General features: G+C 53.5%; 18 protein-coding genes. 3 read left to right on the top strand and 15 right to left on the bottom strand.

Annotation, left to right across the window (positions count from 1 at the left end):
- Window positions 1-39 precede the first annotated feature (39 nt).
- Both ctrA and sciP read right to left on the bottom strand, forming a co-directional pair.
- Complete coding sequence (ctrA, locus tag O2N63_RS12320) at window positions 40-753, bottom strand: response regulator transcription factor CtrA (RefSeq protein ID WP_271054577.1); 714 nt, start codon at window positions 751-753, stop codon at window positions 40-42.
- 98 nt (window positions 754-851) lie between these two features.
- Complete coding sequence (gene sciP / locus O2N63_RS12325; RefSeq protein ID WP_271054578.1) at window positions 852-1,130, bottom strand: CtrA inhibitor SciP; 279 nt, start codon at window positions 1,128-1,130, stop codon at window positions 852-854.
- Between the two features lie 135 nt (window positions 1,131-1,265).
- Between sciP and mnmA the strand changes: the two genes are divergently transcribed.
- Entirely contained in the window at window positions 1,266-2,417 is a 1,152-nt protein-coding gene (mnmA, locus tag O2N63_RS12330; RefSeq protein WP_271054579.1) for a tRNA 2-thiouridine(34) synthase MnmA, read from the top strand.
- Window positions 2,418-2,512: 95 nt separating this feature from the next.
- On the top strand, window positions 2,513-3,019 hold the full coding sequence (locus O2N63_RS12335; protein WP_271054580.1) for a DUF2059 domain-containing protein: 507 nt from the start codon (window positions 2,513-2,515) through the stop codon (window positions 3,017-3,019).
- Window positions 3,020-3,039: 20 nt separating this feature from the next.
- Here O2N63_RS12335 and lpxB read toward each other — a convergent pair whose 3' ends face one another.
- The 13 genes from lpxB to pyrH all read right to left on the bottom strand — a co-directional run bounded on the left by lpxB (window position 3,040) and on the right by pyrH (window position 15,578).
- A complete protein-coding gene (lpxB, locus tag O2N63_RS12340; protein WP_271054581.1) occupies window positions 3,040-4,227 on the bottom strand; it encodes a lipid-A-disaccharide synthase in 1,188 nt (395 codons plus the stop codon).
- A complete protein-coding gene (locus O2N63_RS12345; protein WP_271054582.1) occupies window positions 4,224-5,057 on the bottom strand; it encodes an LpxI family protein in 834 nt (277 codons plus the stop codon). The genes lpxB and O2N63_RS12345 overlap by 4 nt, the downstream gene beginning before the upstream one ends.
- Window positions 5,054-5,851 carry an acyl-ACP--UDP-N-acetylglucosamine O-acyltransferase gene (gene lpxA, locus O2N63_RS12350; RefSeq protein WP_271054583.1) on the bottom strand — a complete coding sequence of 266 codons (798 nt, stop codon included), beginning with the start codon at window positions 5,849-5,851 and terminating at the stop codon, window positions 5,054-5,056. The genes O2N63_RS12345 and lpxA overlap by 4 nt, the downstream gene beginning before the upstream one ends.
- A 3-nt stretch (window positions 5,852-5,854) precedes the next feature.
- Window positions 5,855-6,319: a 3-hydroxyacyl-ACP dehydratase FabZ gene (fabZ, locus tag O2N63_RS12355; protein ID WP_271054584.1), complete on the bottom strand. Its 465-nt coding sequence runs from the start codon at window positions 6,317-6,319 to the stop codon at window positions 5,855-5,857.
- Between the two features lie 156 nt (window positions 6,320-6,475).
- The gene (locus O2N63_RS12360; protein WP_271054585.1) at window positions 6,476-7,111 is read right to left on the bottom strand and encodes an OmpH family outer membrane protein; all 636 of its coding nucleotides are present in this window, start codon (window positions 7,109-7,111) and stop codon (window positions 6,476-6,478) included.
- 1 nt (window position 7,112) lies between these two features.
- A complete protein-coding gene (bamA, locus tag O2N63_RS12365; protein WP_271054586.1) occupies window positions 7,113-9,422 on the bottom strand; it encodes an outer membrane protein assembly factor BamA in 2,310 nt (769 codons plus the stop codon).
- Window positions 9,423-9,664: 242 nt separating this feature from the next.
- Complete coding sequence (locus O2N63_RS12370; RefSeq protein WP_271054587.1) at window positions 9,665-9,796, bottom strand: hypothetical protein; 132 nt, start codon at window positions 9,794-9,796, stop codon at window positions 9,665-9,667.
- Window positions 9,797-9,948: 152 nt separating this feature from the next.
- Window positions 9,949-11,286, bottom strand: coding sequence for an RIP metalloprotease RseP (rseP, locus tag O2N63_RS12375; RefSeq protein WP_271054588.1), 1,338 nt, complete (start codon window positions 11,284-11,286; stop codon window positions 9,949-9,951).
- 11 nt (window positions 11,287-11,297) lie between these two features.
- Window positions 11,298-12,488: a 1-deoxy-D-xylulose-5-phosphate reductoisomerase gene (gene dxr, locus O2N63_RS12380; RefSeq protein WP_271054589.1), complete on the bottom strand. Its 1,191-nt coding sequence runs from the start codon at window positions 12,486-12,488 to the stop codon at window positions 11,298-11,300.
- Window positions 12,489-12,491: 3 nt separating this feature from the next.
- Window positions 12,492-13,313, bottom strand: a complete 822-nt coding sequence (locus tag O2N63_RS12385; RefSeq protein ID WP_271054590.1) for a phosphatidate cytidylyltransferase — start codon at window positions 13,311-13,313, stop codon at window positions 12,492-12,494.
- A 55-nt stretch (window positions 13,314-13,368) separates the two neighbouring features.
- Window positions 13,369-14,094, bottom strand: coding sequence for an isoprenyl transferase (locus O2N63_RS12390; RefSeq protein WP_271054591.1), 726 nt, complete (start codon window positions 14,092-14,094; stop codon window positions 13,369-13,371).
- Between the two features lie 33 nt (window positions 14,095-14,127).
- Window positions 14,128-14,691 (bottom strand): ribosome recycling factor, encoded by a 564-nt coding sequence (frr, locus tag O2N63_RS12395; RefSeq protein ID WP_271054592.1) that lies wholly within the window; start codon window positions 14,689-14,691, stop codon window positions 14,128-14,130.
- A 146-nt stretch (window positions 14,692-14,837) separates the two neighbouring features.
- Entirely contained in the window at window positions 14,838-15,578 is a 741-nt protein-coding gene (gene pyrH, locus O2N63_RS12400) for a UMP kinase (protein WP_271054593.1), read from the bottom strand.
- A 116-nt stretch (window positions 15,579-15,694) separates the two neighbouring features.
- On the opposite strand from pyrH, the gene miaA reads away from it, so the two are divergent.
- Window positions 15,695-16,588, top strand: a complete 894-nt coding sequence (miaA, locus tag O2N63_RS12405) for a tRNA (adenosine(37)-N6)-dimethylallyltransferase MiaA (protein ID WP_271054594.1) — start codon at window positions 15,695-15,697, stop codon at window positions 16,586-16,588.
- Window positions 16,589-16,653: the final 65 nt, after the last annotated feature.

Here is a 16,653-nt window from a genome sequence, read left to right on the forward strand (position 1 = left end):
AGAACCCTGTGATTGCGTATTCAGGAATTTAAGAGGCGGTCACGCCCCTACAGCGATATGTGCATCAAATTCAGCAGGCTGCGGATCCCGCAGAACGTATCCTCGGCCCCAGACGGTTTCGATGTAGTTATCGCCATCTGTGGCATTTGAAAGCTTCTTTCGAAGTTTGCAGATGAACACATCGATGATTTTCAGTTCAGGTTCATCCATTCCACCATAGAGGTGATTTAGGAACATTTCCTTTGTCAGAGTAGTGCCTTTGCGGAGCGATAGAAGTTCCAGCATCTGATACTCTTTTCCAGTCAGGTGTACCGTACGACCATCTACTTCGACGGTTTTAGCGTCGAGATTTACAGACAGTTTACCGGTTTTGATTACCGATTGGGAATGCCCCTTGGATCGGCGAATAATGGCATGGATTCGCGCAACCAGTTCTTCACGGTGAAACGGCTTTGTCATGTAGTCGTCTGCACCGAACCCGAACCCTTTGATCTTATTTTCGGTATCGTCTGCGCCAGACAGGATGAGAATAGGTGTTTCGATCCGCGATATTCGCAATTGGCGAAGCACTTCGTGACCATTCATGTCTGGTAAACCCAGATCAAGAAGAATCAAATCGTAGTCATAGAGTTTGGCGAGATCGATGCCTTCTTCTCCCATATCGGTCGAATAGACGTTGAGATTCGCATGAGTGAGCATGAGCTCAATGCTGCGAGATGTGGTTGGGTCATCTTCCACAAGCAAAATACGCATATCGGGATTCTCCGCTTAGTGTTACTTCCGATTGCAAGCAGCTTCCCTTGAAATGGTTAATCACCCGTTACCCTATTAGAACTTTTAGTGAATACATCCTATGATTGTCTATACTTTTGCAATGCCGTAGCCCTTAAAGCTGCCTCTCCGTGCGATTTCATCGCATTTTCCCACTCAAATAGCTCTTCCTTGGATAGACTGTATATTTCCATAGCTTCATCCTCACCAATCAACCCATAGGTGATACCCTTAACCACAGCAGACTTGCGACTGGCCACCCACCTACGTGTTTCCGCAGGAGGAAGGTCAGCTCGTGTCATGATGCTTCCATCTGGCAATGTCACGGCGCGTGGACCTTCGATTTTCTTTAGATACATTCAGGCTCCCCTTTTACTCCCGATAATGTGCTGCGAGGCCACATTGCCTCGACAGGTTTAAAGAGAAGTGAAGTGCCCCCTTGTTGTTCCTTCGAATTTTCCTATATTTTGGCGGTCTTGTGGAAAGGATCCGTTATGACACCTGAGTCTATGGTTAAGACTGAGACGCTTAATTCGCTGGGATTTGCAAAACCACCGTCTGAAACGCGTGTGGTTGTTGCGATGTCGGGCGGCGTGGACAGTTCAGTTGTCGCGGCAATGCTTGCCGATGAAGGTTATGACGTGGTTGGTGTGACGCTACAACTTTATGACCATGGTGCGGCGCTGGCCAAAAAAGGTGCCTGCTGCGCTGGGATCGATATCCATGACGCGCGCCATGTTGCTGAAAGCATGGGCTTTCCTCATTACGTGCTGGATTATGAAAACATCTTTCAGGATGCTGTGATCGAAGAATTTGCAGACAGCTATCTGGCAGGGGCGACACCGGTTCCCTGTATCCGGTGCAATGAGCGGGTTAAGTTCAAGGACCTTCTCGAAACTGCCCGTGACCTTGGTGCAGATTGCATGGCCACGGGGCATTATATTCAACGCAAAATGGGCCCGGATGGACCGGAACTCCATTCTGCTGCGGATCCAAACCGGGATCAGAGCTATTTCCTGTTCTCGACCACCCCCGAACAACTGGAATATCTGCGTTTCCCGCTTGGCCATTTGAAAACCAAGGACGAAACCCGTGCTTTGGCTCGTAAATACGGGCTGGAAGTGGCAGATAAGCCGGACAGTCAGGACATCTGTTTTGTGCCCGAAGGAAATTACGCTGGCGTAATCGAAAAACTGCGACCAGGGGCTGCAGAGCCGGGAGAAATTGTTCATACGGATGGTCGTGTCCTGGGGCAGCATCACGGCGTCATCCACTACACAATTGGTCAACGTCGCGGACTAGGCATCGGTGGGCTTTCGGATCCGCTTTATGTGGTCAAGCTGGATGTAGACACCAAACAGGTGGTGGTTGGCCCGAAGGAATTGTTGGCCACCCGCACAGTCCCCGTTCGTGAAATCAACTGGCTTGGAGACGAGCCGTTCACCTCCCGCAAGGAATGGCACATGGGCGTGAAAATCCGCTCTACTCGCCCTCCACGAGAGGCTGTCATCCGACCGATTTCCGAGACCGAAGCAGAGGTTGAGTTGCTCACTCCCGAAGAGGGGGTCAGCCCGGGTCAGGCCTGCGTCTTCTACGACATGGAAAGCCCGCGTATCTTTGGTGGCGGTTGGATTTGGCGCGGCTGATAGCGCGCGCTTTTTTCCAATGACTTGACCAATGTCGTTGAGAAATCCCTGACGTACCGTGATGATCCGGGCAAACAGCCCGGAAAGGATCTTTCATGCGTCGAATCGCATCTGCTATTGCCGTCAGCCTCGCACTCATCTCACCCGTTCACGTCTCCACTGCAATTGCCGAGGAAACTCATACCCAGAGACTGGCCCTGTCCGCAGGGTATATTGAAGCCACGCTTCAGGACCTCGACATGCAAGCCATGATCACAACCATGTGGGAGCCGCTGGTTGCGGATATTAGGTCAAAAGGTATCCCACTGGATGACACGCAGATCGCCAAGATCAACAAGATCTATCAGGATGAAATGACCGAGCCGATGTATAAGATCATGCGTGATCAGGCCTATGTGATGGCTGATGTATTCACCTTCGACGAGATCAAGGCGTTGCGCGATTTCTATGAGACGGACCTTGGGCGCGCTGCAATGATCAAGCTGCCGCAACTGGCTGAGCGCCAAACTCCGATGGTCTTACAGATGGTGCAGGAAAAAATGCCGATCATCATCCCTCAGGTGCAGGATATCCTCACAGAAGGCGTTGAGACACAGCAGTAATCTAAAAGCCTGGGTTGGCTCTATCCCCTGCCCCAGTTTTGCACCACATCCAACACTGATCGAGCGGCGCGAAGTCCTGGCGCTTCTCCGCCTCGCCCAAGGCGATCCATGGTCAGGTCCATCGCGTAATCTTGCGAGCTGCGGTGCTCCAGAAGTTCCAACAGGGCCGGCGCAATTCGCTCGACCTCACACTCAGCCCCAAGAAACTCGGGTACAGCGCGGGTTTCTGACACCAGATTGACCAGTGTCACGGTGTCGATCTTGAGCATACGACCGATCAGAATCCGGCTGATCCAATTCATGTCATATGCGATCACCATCGGCGTGCCCGCGGCGGCTAGCTCAAGGGATACGGTTCCCGAGGCGGCCAGCGCCACGTCCGAGGCCCTGAAAGCAGCACGTTTCGCGTCAATGTCTTCCGGGGCAATCAGGATCGGTTTTACAGGCCAGTTCGCAGTTTGCTCGCGCACCAGATCCACCACGCCTTGTGCCATTGGCAACACAACCTGTGTGCCGGGATATTCCCGTGCGACATGACCGATGATCTGGCCAAACCTCTCAGCCAAACGCGAGATTTCGCCCTTTCGAGAACCGGGCAGCGCAAGCAGAAGCGGCCCGTCACCTATCCCATACACATCACGAAAGTCCCGCGCCTGCGCTTCGGTCGCTTGAGGTTCTGAGACAACCGGATGACCGACAAAATCACAACCCATGCCCGCATCCTGCATGTATTCCGGTTCAAACGGTAACAGGGCAAGCACATGGTCCACCCATTGCGCCATTTTTTCCGCTCGGTTTGGGCGCCAAGCCCAGACAGATGGCGCTACATAGTGAACGATTGGAATATCGCGGCCATAGGTCACCCCTTCGATTTCTTCATCCTTTACGATCTTTGCAACGCGCAGGCAGAAATCGGGGCTGTCGATTGTAATCAGTACGTCTGGGCGGAGACGAAGCACAGCTTCTGCCGTTTCCCGGATCCGGCGTTTCAGGTGGAAATACTTTGGGGCCACTTCCGCAATACCCATGATCGACAGCTCAGTCATGGGAAAGAGCGAGGTTAATCCCTCGCCTTGCATGCCATCGCCACCTATGCCCTGAAATTCGATATCCGGGTTCAGTGATTTCAGCCCGGACATCAACGCCGCCCCCAGCCGATCTCCAGACGGCTCTCCCGCAATCAAAAACACCTTCAGCTTTGCACTCATTTCCGCATCTCCAGAAAGAGGCCAAGTTTGGAAACCAGTCGTTCGACCTCAGGCTGATCCAGCACGATCACCTGACCTGCGGGAATGACGATCCCCCCAAGTCCCGCCTTTGCCACATTGCGCACGGTTTCTGGGCCGATGGTGGGAATATCCATCCGCGCATCCTGATTTCTTTTGGGGCATTTCACGAAAACCCCCGGAGCACCTTGCTTCAAATCTTTCGGCGTCTCCGTGACATATGCAAGCAACGCATCCGTACCTCGGATGGTTTCAATGCCGAGGCATTGGCCACCTGCAACGACTGCCCCTTGCGCAATGTCCAGATCGTCCAGAGCCGCAAGGATCGCAAATCCACGTTCCGCATCCGCGTGGTCTTGTGCGCTCATGGCGCACCCGATGGTTTTGGCCTCGATGGTCAAACCAGCGGACACATCCTTTGCTGACACTACCTCAAATCCCTGTTCCTCGAAGACTTCAGCGACCAACCGAAGCACGGCGTCATCCCCTTTTCCCAGCACCGATTTGATGCGCGGAAAGAGCGACATGGTGGTCATATCCATCTTGAGCGGATTGAGTTTCGGACGCGTTACGTTGCCAACAAAGGTTACCCTCGTCACCCCGGATTTGTGCAGGGTTTTGAACAGGGCACCGAGCTTTTCGTAACTCGCCTCTATGTATTCATGTGTCTTTGGGCGGATGACCTCAATCCCTTTGAGCGCTACAAAAAGCGCTTCGGGATTGGCTGTTGCGATGGCGCCGGGCAAATGCCCGGACCCAGCGATGATGGCCAAACGCCCGGAAGTCGCCACAGATCCGGAAGTTTCCGTCACTTGGGTGTTAGAAAGCCGCGATCGCTTTCCCCCATGATAAACGCCACCATCTCGCGTACATATTCGCTGTCAGCGTCTTCGCCCAAACGCTTGGCGCGTTCTTGAAAGCTCCCGTCCCCTTGCTTCAGGGTCTTAAAGGCAGCCCGGAGGGCAGAGATATCGCTGCGAGCAACGCCGCGCCGTTTCAGGCCAACAAGATTGAGACCATCCAGCTCGCCGCGTGGGCCCTGGACCAGAGCATGAGGCAAAACATCAGCTGTCACCATTGAAAGTGCGCCTATAATCGCTCCGCGACCAATTCGGATCCACTGATGAAGACCGGACAAACCGCCAATAATCACATCGTCCTCAATCACAACATGGCCGGCCACGGCGACATTGTTCACAAGGATCACATTGTTTCCGATCTGTGCGTCATGGGCCACGTGACAGCCTGCCATGAAGAGCCCGTCATCCCCAACACGAGTGACATAGCCGCCTCCGGCGGTGCCGGAGTTCATGGTGACATGTTCACGGATCCGATTGCGCTTTCCGATGACAAGCTTTGTGTCCTCGCCCGAGAACTTCAGGTCTTGCGGAATTTCACCGATCACCGAAAACGGAAAGACCATTGTCTCTTCACCAATCTCGGTATCCCCGGTCACCACCACATGGGATTTCAGTTCAACCGACCGGTCGAGCTTGACGTCTGGACCGATATGGCAAAACGGTCCAATCTTGCAGTCGGGACCAATACTGGCCCCCTCTTCCACAATTGCACTCGTGTGAATATTGGCAGACGGATCAATGCCCATCTATCAGCCCTTTCCGCCGGTGACATCGATCATCGCCATGAAAGTGGCCTGACAGGCAACTTCATCACCGACTTTGGCAACCCCATCAAACTTCCAGACCTTCGCTCCGCCGCGAACGGTTGTCACGTCCAGTGTCAACACGTCGCCCGGAACAACCTTGCGGCGGAATTTGGCACTGTCGATGCCCATGAAATAGACCACAGCCCCGGTTCCTACCAGATCAAGGGACAGAGACACCATCACAGCAGAGGTCTGTGCCATGGCTTCAATGATTGTCACCCCCGGCATGATCGGAAGCCCCGGAAAGTGGCCCTGAAAATGGGGTTCATTCATCGTAACCATCTTGATCCCGCGGGCGAATTCCCCTTTGCGAATATCTTCCACCCGATCCACCAGCAAGAAAGGATAACGATGAGGGATACATTCTTGGATCAGTTGGATATCGGCGGTGGAGGGCACATCAACCATGCTCTTGTCCTTTCGCAAGGGTTCCCGAACCGGGACCCGTTTGTTCTTTTCTCTTGATTGTGACTATCAATTCACTGAACACGAAACAATGTCTAACAACATGAAAGATCTCGCGAGTGTGTATATCCTGGTCTCACCGGTCGCCGATATTTACGATCAGTCAGGCTGTGTGGTTCCATCCCCGAGAACGGCGTCAATTCGGGCAATGGCCTCATCCGTCACATCGATATTCTGGGTGGTAAGAAGGATCACGCGCCGATCAACGATCACAACTCCGCCACGTTCGCGCACAACGTCCCCCAGTATGGGACCAATCTTTTCAAAATAGCTCTGCTGTTCACGTTCGAACATCTGAGTGAACGCCAATTCCTGTGCGGGGCGTTCGTTTCGCAATGCCTGAACCTTAGCATCAAAGGCATCAGCCAAGGCTCGAAATTCCTCAGAACTTAGCTGTTTGCGTTGCTCAGTGAGGTCCTTTTCTTCCGCGGCCAATGCAGCGTCGACCTTTCGTGCTTCTGTCGCAAGACGCGCACGTTCTTCTTCGACTTCTGCGAGAACCCTTTTTCCGAAAAGCGAACCGGTAAACAGCCGATCACGATCCACAGTAAGAACCGGAGAGCGGCTATTGTTGGTCGGGCCGACTTGGGACGTTCCGTTGTCTTGCTGTCCACGGGTGGGGTTGGTCGCTTCTTGAGCAAAGCCAGACCCGTAGGATGCGACTCCAAGCGTGACGGCCAGGGTCAAACGGCGCAGGAAGCTCCCTGCGCCGAGATTTCCTGAGCACGTAGACATATCAGAACTGCGATGAAATCGTGAGTTCAAACTCATTCTCAATGTCATATGTCTGTTTTTCAAGCACACGCGAGTAGTTCAGGCGCAGGGGACCAATTGGGGTTCTCCAGAAGATTGAGGCCCCGATTGAGGACCGGAAATGAGAATCGTCGTCAATAGATCCACCTAGGGTATCGTCCAATCCCCACAAGGCACCAGCATCAAGGAACAGGCCGCCGGTGATCCCATATTCCTCGGGAATCCCCAGTGGGAATTCCGCCTCCAGCCGTGCAACCGCGTAGTAGTTGCCTCCAAGCGCATCCTGATTTGTTGAGATCAGATCACGTGGTCCAAGGCCATTTGTGGCAAATCCACGGAGTTTGGATGGTCCCAGATGGAACCGGTCGGTAAAGCGCGACACACCGCCTGTATCTAGCCCTTGAACCATACCACCTTCGAAGGTTGCTGACAGAGTAACCTGATCGTTCAACACCTTGGTTTGCGCTCGTGCAAGCGCCTCAGCTTTGAAATATTCGTAGTCGGTTCCAAAACCACCCAGGTCGGCGCTGGCACGGAACAAAATACCTGCATTCGGGTTGAGACCGGTACGTCGGCTGTCGAAGCTATAGGTCAAACCAGCCCCAACTCCGGTCTGCTGACCACGCGCGACCTCATTCTTGATGATCTGCGAACTGTCACTTTCGGCATTCAGCATTTCATTGGATTCGACGAAGGCCCGCAAGCCGATCCGGCCATTTTCACTGATGGGGAATTCAATCGACGGGCGGAAAATAAAGGTCTTTGTGTCGAACAACGCAGATGAGGCTTCTTCGCTTTCGGAATAACTTGCATCCAAGCCGAAGCGGACATCCCGGCCAAGGAACCGCGGTTCTGCAAAATTTAGTGCGAAAGTGCTGGTGTCAGAGGTGTTGCCAAATGCCAGCTTAAGGAACTGCCCGCGACCAAGGAAATTTCGTTGCGTGTAGCTGATATTGACACCAAAGCCATTTTCAAGGCTATAAGCCCCACCAAAGGACAGGCTACCTGTCGGGGCCTCCTCCAAATCAACATCCACGACAACCCGATCCGGGGCTGAACCCTGACGGGTTTGCACATCAGCTGTTGTAAAGAAGCCAAGTGCGCGAACCCGCTCAGCAGCTTCGCGGATTTCACGTGGATTGAACGGGTCACCTTCCGCAATACGGAACTGGCTGCGTACAACCTTGTCCAACGTGGTCGCATTGCCTTCAATATCAATCCGTTCCACGATTATTCGAGGACCGCGGGTAACCACCAGTTCGATGTCCAACGTGCGGGTGCGTGCATTGCGGGTGACAACCGGTTCAACGCGAATGAAATTCAAGCCCTTTTGCAAGGCCAGACGTTCCATCCGGGCGATGGTGTTTTCGATGATGTTGGGACTATAGATCTGTCCTGTGCGCAGCTGCGATGCAGCAGCAAACTCATCAGCGTTCACTTCTGGCTGATCCGTCGTGGTCGTGATGTTCCCCAGTTTGAACTGTTGCCCTTCCTGCACTGAGAAGGTCACGAAAAACGCGTCACGCTCGCGTGAAAACTCTGATGTTGCGCTGAGAACCTTAAAGTCCACATAGCCACGCGATAGATAAAAATCTGTCAGAACGCGTTTATCGAGTTCAATTCGTTCCGGGACATAACTGTCTGCCCGAATGAATGCCCGAAGCAGGCCAGCCTGCTTGGTTTCCAGAACACGACGCAGACGGCGATCAGAAAAGGCACGGTTGTTGACGAAAGACAGGCGCTCAACCTCAACAGTTTTGCCTTCAGTCACTTCAAACACTACATCCACACGGTTGTTCGAGCGGCGAATGATCTTGGGTTGAACCTGTGCGGCAAGTCGCCCCTGAGCCTGATAGATCTCAACAATGGTCTGCGCGTCCTGCTCTGCCACCGTTGGACTATAAACACGACGCGGAGTGGTTTTCAGGAACGGCTCAAATGCCTCGTCCTTCACCCGGCGGTTTCCCTCGACCGACACGACGTTGACCGTTGGGTGCTCTTGAACCTTGATCACCAGCTTGTTGCCTTGGGGCAGAAGTTCAACAGATTCAAACAGGCCCGAGCCAATAAGGCGCTGATAGCCGTCATTCAACGCGCCCGCTGCAATGGTTTCCCCACGATTGACGCCAAGGTAGCTGAGGATTGTCGCGGCCTCAATTCTCTGCGCGCCCTGGATTTCGACATTATTGAATGCGTAAGACTGAGCATAAGAAGGTGCAACAGCCGCTGGCGACAGCGCTGTAAGGCCCAGAAACATCGCCACAGAGCTTCGCTTTGCGAAGCTGGCCAGCATGTTCTTTTTCAGCTCAAAGGCGCTGCTCGTTTCACCTGTAATATGCATTTATCTAACTTCCGCTCAAACATCCCATTTCCATCGTGAATAATAGGTCAATAGGGGCATGTCAAAGCAACAAAGCGCCCCCGGCATGGGAGCGCTTTAAAAATCGTTTTGCAAAGGGTTTCTGCAGTGCCTGACTGCAGGTCTGTCAGAGGCGATGGGGCTAATACATCATCCTTAGACAGGGGATCGGAGGTTCAAACGAACATATTTACAATCACGACCGCACTGGTCAGCGCAAGTCCGATTGCTCCGGCAAATAGGAACCGATCCAGATTAAGATCGATCAAAAGCGAGAGTCCGCGATATCCGCTTTGAATATGGTCCATTTTTACCCTCCATTTCTCACTGCTCAAGCGAGCCTCTGGATATGAGTAATCTGCGAATGTGGCACAAGATGAGGGGAAATGTGTCGATATTGAGGCAATTCTGGCTTCAATACCGAGCACTAAGTTTATCGAGACATGAACTCGGTTGGTTTCTAGCAGAATAGGTCATTCGTTACGCCGAAGACCATCAGTGACAAGACAAGCGCCAATCCGATGATCAGGAGAACATTCATCACTTTTTCGGAAGGTTTTTTCCTGGCAACCGCCTCATAGGCAAAGAACACCAGATGCCCGCCATCCAGAACTGGTATGGGAAAGAGGTTTATCAGGCCCACGGCAGTCGACAATGTCGCAACAAATGCAATAAAGCTCCCTGCCCCTTGTGACGCCGCTTGTCCGGACACTTGGGCAATTCCAATTGGACCAGACAGGTTGCAGCTGGAAATTGCGCCGCTGATCATATGCCAGAGGCCAGAAAGGCTCGACGAGATGATATAAGTTACCCTATTCCAACCACCTTCGAGTGCTTCGAGAATACCGGGCTGGCGTGTGGCGGGTTCGAAGACCATACCTGCCCCGATACCGATTAACCAACGGGTTTCAAAGCCACCTTCGGCAAGGGGTATATCCTGACGGCGTGGGGTGAGTGTCAGATCAAACCGGGTATCGTCCCGAAGAACACCCAATGTGATCGTTTCTCCGTTACCACCGACCACAATCTCGCGCAGGGAATCGAATGTTTCTATAGCGGTACCATCAACGGATTCAATCAGATCATCCACCTTAAGTCCCGCATCAATCGCGGCAGATTTAGGGGCAACCGATCCCACCAGCGGGGGGAACGGATGTGTTCCGGTGAGTTCCAGTTCTTGACCGTTGCGGCTTACCCGGTACTCAACGTTTTTTGAGCTGGGCAAGTCGGCAATAAACTTGCCAAATTCTTCAAGCTCCGGCGCTTCGCGACCAGCAATGGCCAAAATCTTATCACCAGGTTCAAGACCGCCTTCGATCCCCGGCATCGTTTTGACTTTGCCGACGGTCAGCGGGTCTGCGGCAATGCCGGAGTAGAACATGAAACCGGCAAAGATCATTGTTGAAAGAATAAAGTTGAAAATTGGTCCCGCTGCCACAGTGGCAGTGCGCGCCCAAAGTGGGGCTCCCGGCATTGTGTGCCGCTTTTCTTCTTCGCTCAATTCGGCCAGAGCATCTTCATCGGCCCCACCAGACGCCGCATTGGCGTCCCCTGCAAATTTTACATATCCACCAATAGGATACGCGGCGATTTGCCATTTCGTACCGTGCTTATCTACGCGCGAATACAGTACGGGTCCCATTCCAATTGAAAACACATCAGCCTTGATCCCGGACCAACGGCCAATAATGTAGTGCCCATATTCATGCACCGCCACAATGATCGTCAAAGCGACCACAAACGCGAGCAAGGTGAAGACCAGATTGCCGAAATCTGGCAGAAGCGAAAAGAGATCCATAACCGTCTCCGTTATCCTTGCTGTGCGATCAAATTGGGTGCAGCACGCATGATTTCGCGCGCCCTTACTCTTGCCATGTGGTCTGCTGCGCGAACATTATCAAGTGTCATTGCAGCTTGGATCAGGCTTTGATCCCCTCCCAACACGGTCAGTGTTTCTTCGACAATACCCGCCATATCCATAAAACCGATCTCTCCGGCGATGAACCCATCGAGGGCAATTTCTTTGGCAGCATTGAAAACCGCTCCCGTCAGACCACCCGCCGCCATCACTTCACGGGCAAGCCGCAAGGCAGGATATCGCGCGTCATCAGGAGCTTGAAACTCAAGCTTGGCGACACTTGCCAAGTCCAGCCGTTCCACTGGCAGGTCACGACGTGCGGGCCAATGCAAGGCATACCCGATAGCATGCCGCATATCCGGGGCACCAAGATGCGCCATCAGGGCGCCGTCGTTGAAACCAACAAGTGCGTGCACCAGAGATTGAGGGTGAACCAATACTTCGATTTTCTTAGGATCGATTTGGAAGTATTCTTTTGTTTCAATTACTTCCAGAGCCTTATTAAACATGGAAGCACTGTCGATTGTGATCCGCTGCCCCATATCCCAATTGGGATGGGACGACGCCTGAGCGAGAGTTGCCTTAGCCAATTTTTCCATTGGCCAATCTCGAAACGCCCCACCGGAAGCAGTGATGATGATCCGCTCAACCGCGTCCATCTCTTCCCCCACCAACCCCTGGAATACGGCAGAGTGTTCGCTGTCCACCGGCAGGATCCGGGCGTGATGGGCCTGCGCGGTTGCCATGATCAGGGGGCCTGCTGTTACCAGACTTTCCTTGTTGGCCAAAGCCAGAGTGGCGCGGTTTTCCAATGCGCGAAGTCCAGGCAATAGACCTGCGGCCCCCACAATGGCGGACATGACCCAGTCGGCAGGACGGCAGGCGGCCTCTTCAATGGCGTTCTCACCGGCGGCAGCTTCGACCCCACTCCCTGAAAGGGCGTCCCTCAATGCAGGAAGGTTTTCATTATGAGCCGTCACAGCCACATCTGCATTCAGACGGATCGCATCCTCAGCCAACCTGCTGACATTGTGTCCACCACTCAGCGCCACAACGTCGTAAGCTTCCGGGTCTCGTGCAATCAGATCAATTGTTGATTGTCCAATTGAACCTGTCGCCCCAAAGATCGAGATCTTGCGCATCACTTATCCCGTCACGAATAGAGGAAGCGCCATGATAACTGACAGCAGATAGACCAGCGCAGCGGCGCCAATCATCGCATCGAAGCGGTCGAGAACACCACCGTGACCCGGGATCAGGTTTGAACTGTCCTTTACGCCTACAAAGCGTTTGATTGCGCTTTCAGCGATGTCCCCCATCTGCCCGGCAAAACTGGCCAAAACCGATCCGATCATCCAGAACAGAGCGGCCCCTTCTGACGAGAAGTAAAGTCCAACCAGCGCCGCACCTATCCAGCCCGCAACCGTGCCGGACCAGGTTTTCTTGGGGCTGATTTTGGGCCAGAATTTTGGTCCGCCCAACACGCGCCCGGCAAAGTAGCCCGCAACATCGGAGACGATCACAACCATGATCAGCCAAATCACAAGTTTGGAATGCGACAGGTGCAAAAAGCCAAGTGCGGAGAGCATGATCAAAAGCCCGTAGGAGCCAAACAGCAACCGGTGCTGTTGCAAAATGAGGGATCCGACAATAGGCGCCGCAAGAAGGGATACCCATACAAGACCGAAATTACCGTATGTTTCAAGCCGATAGCCTGCAAGTACCACGGCCACAGTGGCCAAAACACCCAACCCAATGGGAACCAGCGGACCATCTGGATTGATTTTGGGATGGTTCAGCAGTCGAGCAAGTTCCCAAAAACATAGACCGATAACCAAGGCAATCAATGTCACAAAGACCATGCCGCCAGCCCAGATGGCACCCGCAGCAACAACGGCCATCACGAGCCCTGCGCCAAGGCGAGGTCCCAGATCTGTCCAGTTCGATCCGGTAGTCACTTTTCCCATGATGATCCTTTTCCGCGAATGTGTGCTGCCACGATCGCGCAGCAAAGACTTCCAGTCATTCAGCCGCTTCGTTCACAGCACCGAACCGACGATCACGTCCTCCGAACCGTCCCACGATCTTTCCGAAAATCTCAGCATCAAAATCGGGCCAAAGTGTGTCGATGAACTCATACTCGGCATAGGCTGATTGCCAGAGAAGAAAGTTCGAAATACGCGCTTCGCCGGATGTGCGAATTACAAGATCCGGATCTGGTAGAACACAAGTATCCAAATATTTTGTAAGTGTTTGTTCGTCGACTTCGTCGGCGTTGATACGGCCCGAAGCTGCATCCTGTGCCAATCGCTTGACTGCGCGCGCAACCTCATCCCGTCCGCCGTAATTCAAAGCGATAGTCAAGTGAACCCGGTCGTTGTTGCTGGTCAGCTCTTCCAACTCATCCATGAGCTTTTGCAGTTTTTTATCCAGACGGACACGGTCCCCGATGAACCGCACACGAACACCTTCATCTCGAAGCGCGCGCGCTTCTTTCTTGATGTAACGCCGAAACAGGCTCATTAGGCCTGACACTTCGGTCTGGGTTCGTTTCCAGTTTTCTGTCGAAAAGGCAAAAATGGTCAGGTATTTTACGCCGTGATCCGGGCAGGCCTCAACAATCTGGCGCACCCGTTTGGCACCGGCATGGTGTCCAAACAGACGTGGTTGCCCGCGTTTTTGAGCCCAGCGGCCATTGCCATCCATGATAATGGCCACATGTTTTGGTGATGTCCGCTCTGTGCTCACACGCATTCTCCTGACAGGTCTGCCACAATAAGCTTAGACCTGCATGATCTCTTCTTGTTTGGTCTCGAGCGCTGTGTCGACCATTTTGACATATTTGTCCGTCAGTTCCTGAACTTCATCATGCCACAGCTTGTTGTCGTCTTCGCTCATCGTGTCCTTGGCTTTCTTAAGCTGCTGCATCCCGTCCTGACGCACGTTGCGTACAGAAACGCGGGCACTTTCGGCATATTGGGCGGCAACGCGGGTCAGTTCACGACGACGTTCTTCATTAAGTTCGGGAATCGGCAGCATGATGATGGTGCCATTAAGCTGCGGGTTAATTCCCAGACCGCTTTCCCGGATGGCTTTTTCGGCAGGGCCAACCAACGATTTGTCCCAGATGTTTACAGTCACCATACGTGGTTCAGGCACGTTTACGGTGCCGATCTGGTTCAGCGGCGTACGCGCGCCATAAGCCTCAACCGTAATTGGATCCAGCATCGACGCAGACGCGCGTCCAGTGCGGAGTGACGCGAACTCACTTCTCAGCGCCCCGATCGCACCATCCATACGGCGCTCCAGATCATCCAAATCCAGTTCAAACTGTTCGTCAGCCATTGCAGACGTCCCCTTTTTCATGTGCTCTTGTTTTCGAGCGTCTTTTCATACCTATAGCCCTCAAGCGCGTGGCTTGTATAGGGTTGCACCCGCGTTACGGGAAAAACCTAGTGGATTGGGCAAAAAACTGCCCGCATCAAACAAAGTCAGCCGCCAACTTTTGTATAGGTGCCCTGCCCTGACAGAATCCCTTTGAAACCGCCGGGTTCGTCTAGTCCAAACACGATCAATGGCAAGTTGTTGTCTCGTGCCAATGCAATGGCAGAAGCGTCCATAACCCGCAGGCGCTTCGCCAAAACATCATCATAGCTGACATGGTCGTAACGCACCGCGTCGGAATGTTCCTTCGGGTCCTTGTCGTAAACACCATCCACCCCGTTTTTACCCATCAAAATTGCTTCGCAATTCATTTCGTTGGCACGTAGAGTTGCTGCGGTATCGGTGGTGAAATAAGGGTTGCCGGTGCCAGCTGCAAAGATGCAGACCCGTTTCTTTTCAAGGTGACGCACCGCGCGACGGCGGATATAGGGCTCGGCGATCTCATCCATGCGGATCGCAGAGATCACTCGGGTGAAGACACCCAATCCTTCCAAGGCCGACTGTACCGCCAACGCATTCATGACGGTTGCAAGCATCCCCATATAGTCGGCGGTCGTGCGCTCCATTCCCTGTGCGGAGCCAGACAGCCCGCGGAAAATGTTACCACCACCGATGACCATGCAGATCTCGACACCCAGATCATGAACGGTCTTCACTTCGCGGGCGATGCGTTCAACCGTCGGCGGATGCAGCCCATATCCCTGATCTCCCATCAGGGCCTCTCCCGAGATTTTCAGCATGACGCGTTTATAGGCCGTTTGCGGGGTCTCGGGGGTAATCTCGTTCATTGCAGCATCCTGAACTGGGTGATTGTGTTGCCGGGCAAAATGGCCCAAACAGACGCAACATTCAATGCGATAAGCATGAAGCCTCTCGAAAAAACAACAAGCCGGGAAATCCTGACGTGTCTGCCTCGTTTTCATCATTGGTGAAAAACATTCCCTCTGATCTACCTGTGCTGATCGCTGGACCGACTGCATCTGGAAAATCCGCCCTGGCGCTTGAGATTGCCGAAACATCTGGCGGCGTGATCGTAAATGCAGATGCGCTACAGGTCTTTTCTAATTGGTGTATTGTTACCGCCCGCCCGTCGCCTGAAGAGGAAGCGCGCGCACCGCATCGCCTCTACGGTCACATTCCCGGAGATCAGAAGTATTCCGTCGGTCATTGGCTCAGGGATGTCAGGCCTCTGCTGAACTGCGGGCAACGTCCAATCATTGTGGGTGGGACCGGGTTGAACCTGACCGCACTGACCGAGGGGTTGGCCGATATTCCTTTGACCCCGCAGAAGATCAGGGCCGAAGGAGAAGCACTTTTATCCGAGGGGGGGCTGTCGGCCTTATTGTCGGATATTGATCCCGATACACTGGCGCGGATAGACCAGAAAAACCCGGCTCGTGTTGCGCGCGCCTGGGAAGTTCAGCGTTCGACCGGGCGCGGGCTGGCCTCTTGGCAGGATGCCACACCTCCCCCTCTGCTTCCCCTTAATGCTGCAGCACCCTTTGTGATGGATGCCGACAGGGATTGGCTGCGGGAACGGATTGAACGGCGGTTTGATTTGATGCTGGATGGGGGGGCATTGGAGGAAGCTTCAGCCAATCTAGCAGAATGGGATCCCAAAGCACCTCATGCCAAGGCGATTGGCGCACCTGAATTGATCGCTCACCTGAAAGGCGAGATCACACTTTCCGAAGCGCGCGACCTCGCCATCATTGCCAGTCAGCAATATGCCAAACGTCAGCGCACCTGGTTTCGAAAACGCATGAAATCCTGGCAAGCGATTACCCTTCCTGCTTGAAATTCCTATCTTTCAAGAGATGGCTTCATGTCTTCTAAACAGCCATTTAGACGGGCCCAATCGAA

This window comes from Aliiroseovarius salicola, from assembly GCF_027891095.1.
GTDB lineage: Bacteria > Pseudomonadota > Alphaproteobacteria > Rhodobacterales > Rhodobacteraceae > Aliiroseovarius > Aliiroseovarius salicola.

Bases quoted from the DNA above. Each gene is read 5' to 3' on its own strand.
- ctrA (WP_271054577.1), bottom strand. From the start codon at position 753: ATGCGTATTTTGCTTGTGGAAGATGACCCAACCACATCTCGCAGCATT.
- sciP (WP_271054578.1), bottom strand. From the start codon at position 1,130: ATGTATCTAAAGAAAATCGAAGGTCCACGCGCCGTGACATTGCCAGAT.
- mnmA (WP_271054579.1), top strand. From the start codon at position 1,266: ATGACACCTGAGTCTATGGTTAAGACTGAGACGCTTAATTCGCTGGGA.
- O2N63_RS12335 (WP_271054580.1), top strand. From the start codon at position 2,513: ATGCGTCGAATCGCATCTGCTATTGCCGTCAGCCTCGCACTCATCTCA.
- lpxB (WP_271054581.1), bottom strand. From the start codon at position 4,227: ATGAGTGCAAAGCTGAAGGTGTTTTTGATTGCGGGAGAGCCGTCTGGA.
- lpxA (WP_271054583.1), bottom strand. From the start codon at position 5,851: ATGGGCATTGATCCGTCTGCCAATATTCACACGAGTGCAATTGTGGAA.
- fabZ (WP_271054584.1), bottom strand. From the start codon at position 6,319: ATGGTTGATGTGCCCTCCACCGCCGATATCCAACTGATCCAAGAATGT.
- O2N63_RS12360 (WP_271054585.1), bottom strand. From the start codon at position 7,111: ATGTCTACGTGCTCAGGAAATCTCGGCGCAGGGAGCTTCCTGCGCCGT.
- bamA (WP_271054586.1), bottom strand. From the start codon at position 9,422: ATGCTGGCCAGCTTCGCAAAGCGAAGCTCTGTGGCGATGTTTCTGGGC.
- O2N63_RS12370 (WP_271054587.1), bottom strand. From the start codon at position 9,796: ATGGACCATATTCAAAGCGGATATCGCGGACTCTCGCTTTTGATCGAT.
- rseP (WP_271054588.1), bottom strand. From the start codon at position 11,286: ATGGATCTCTTTTCGCTTCTGCCAGATTTCGGCAATCTGGTCTTCACC.
- dxr (WP_271054589.1), bottom strand. From the start codon at position 12,488: ATGCGCAAGATCTCGATCTTTGGGGCGACAGGTTCAATTGGACAATCA.
- O2N63_RS12385 (WP_271054590.1), bottom strand. From the start codon at position 13,313: ATGGGAAAAGTGACTACCGGATCGAACTGGACAGATCTGGGACCTCGC.
- frr (WP_271054592.1), bottom strand. From the start codon at position 14,691: ATGGCTGACGAACAGTTTGAACTGGATTTGGATGATCTGGAGCGCCGT.
- pyrH (WP_271054593.1), bottom strand. From the start codon at position 15,578: ATGAACGAGATTACCCCCGAGACCCCGCAAACGGCCTATAAACGCGTC.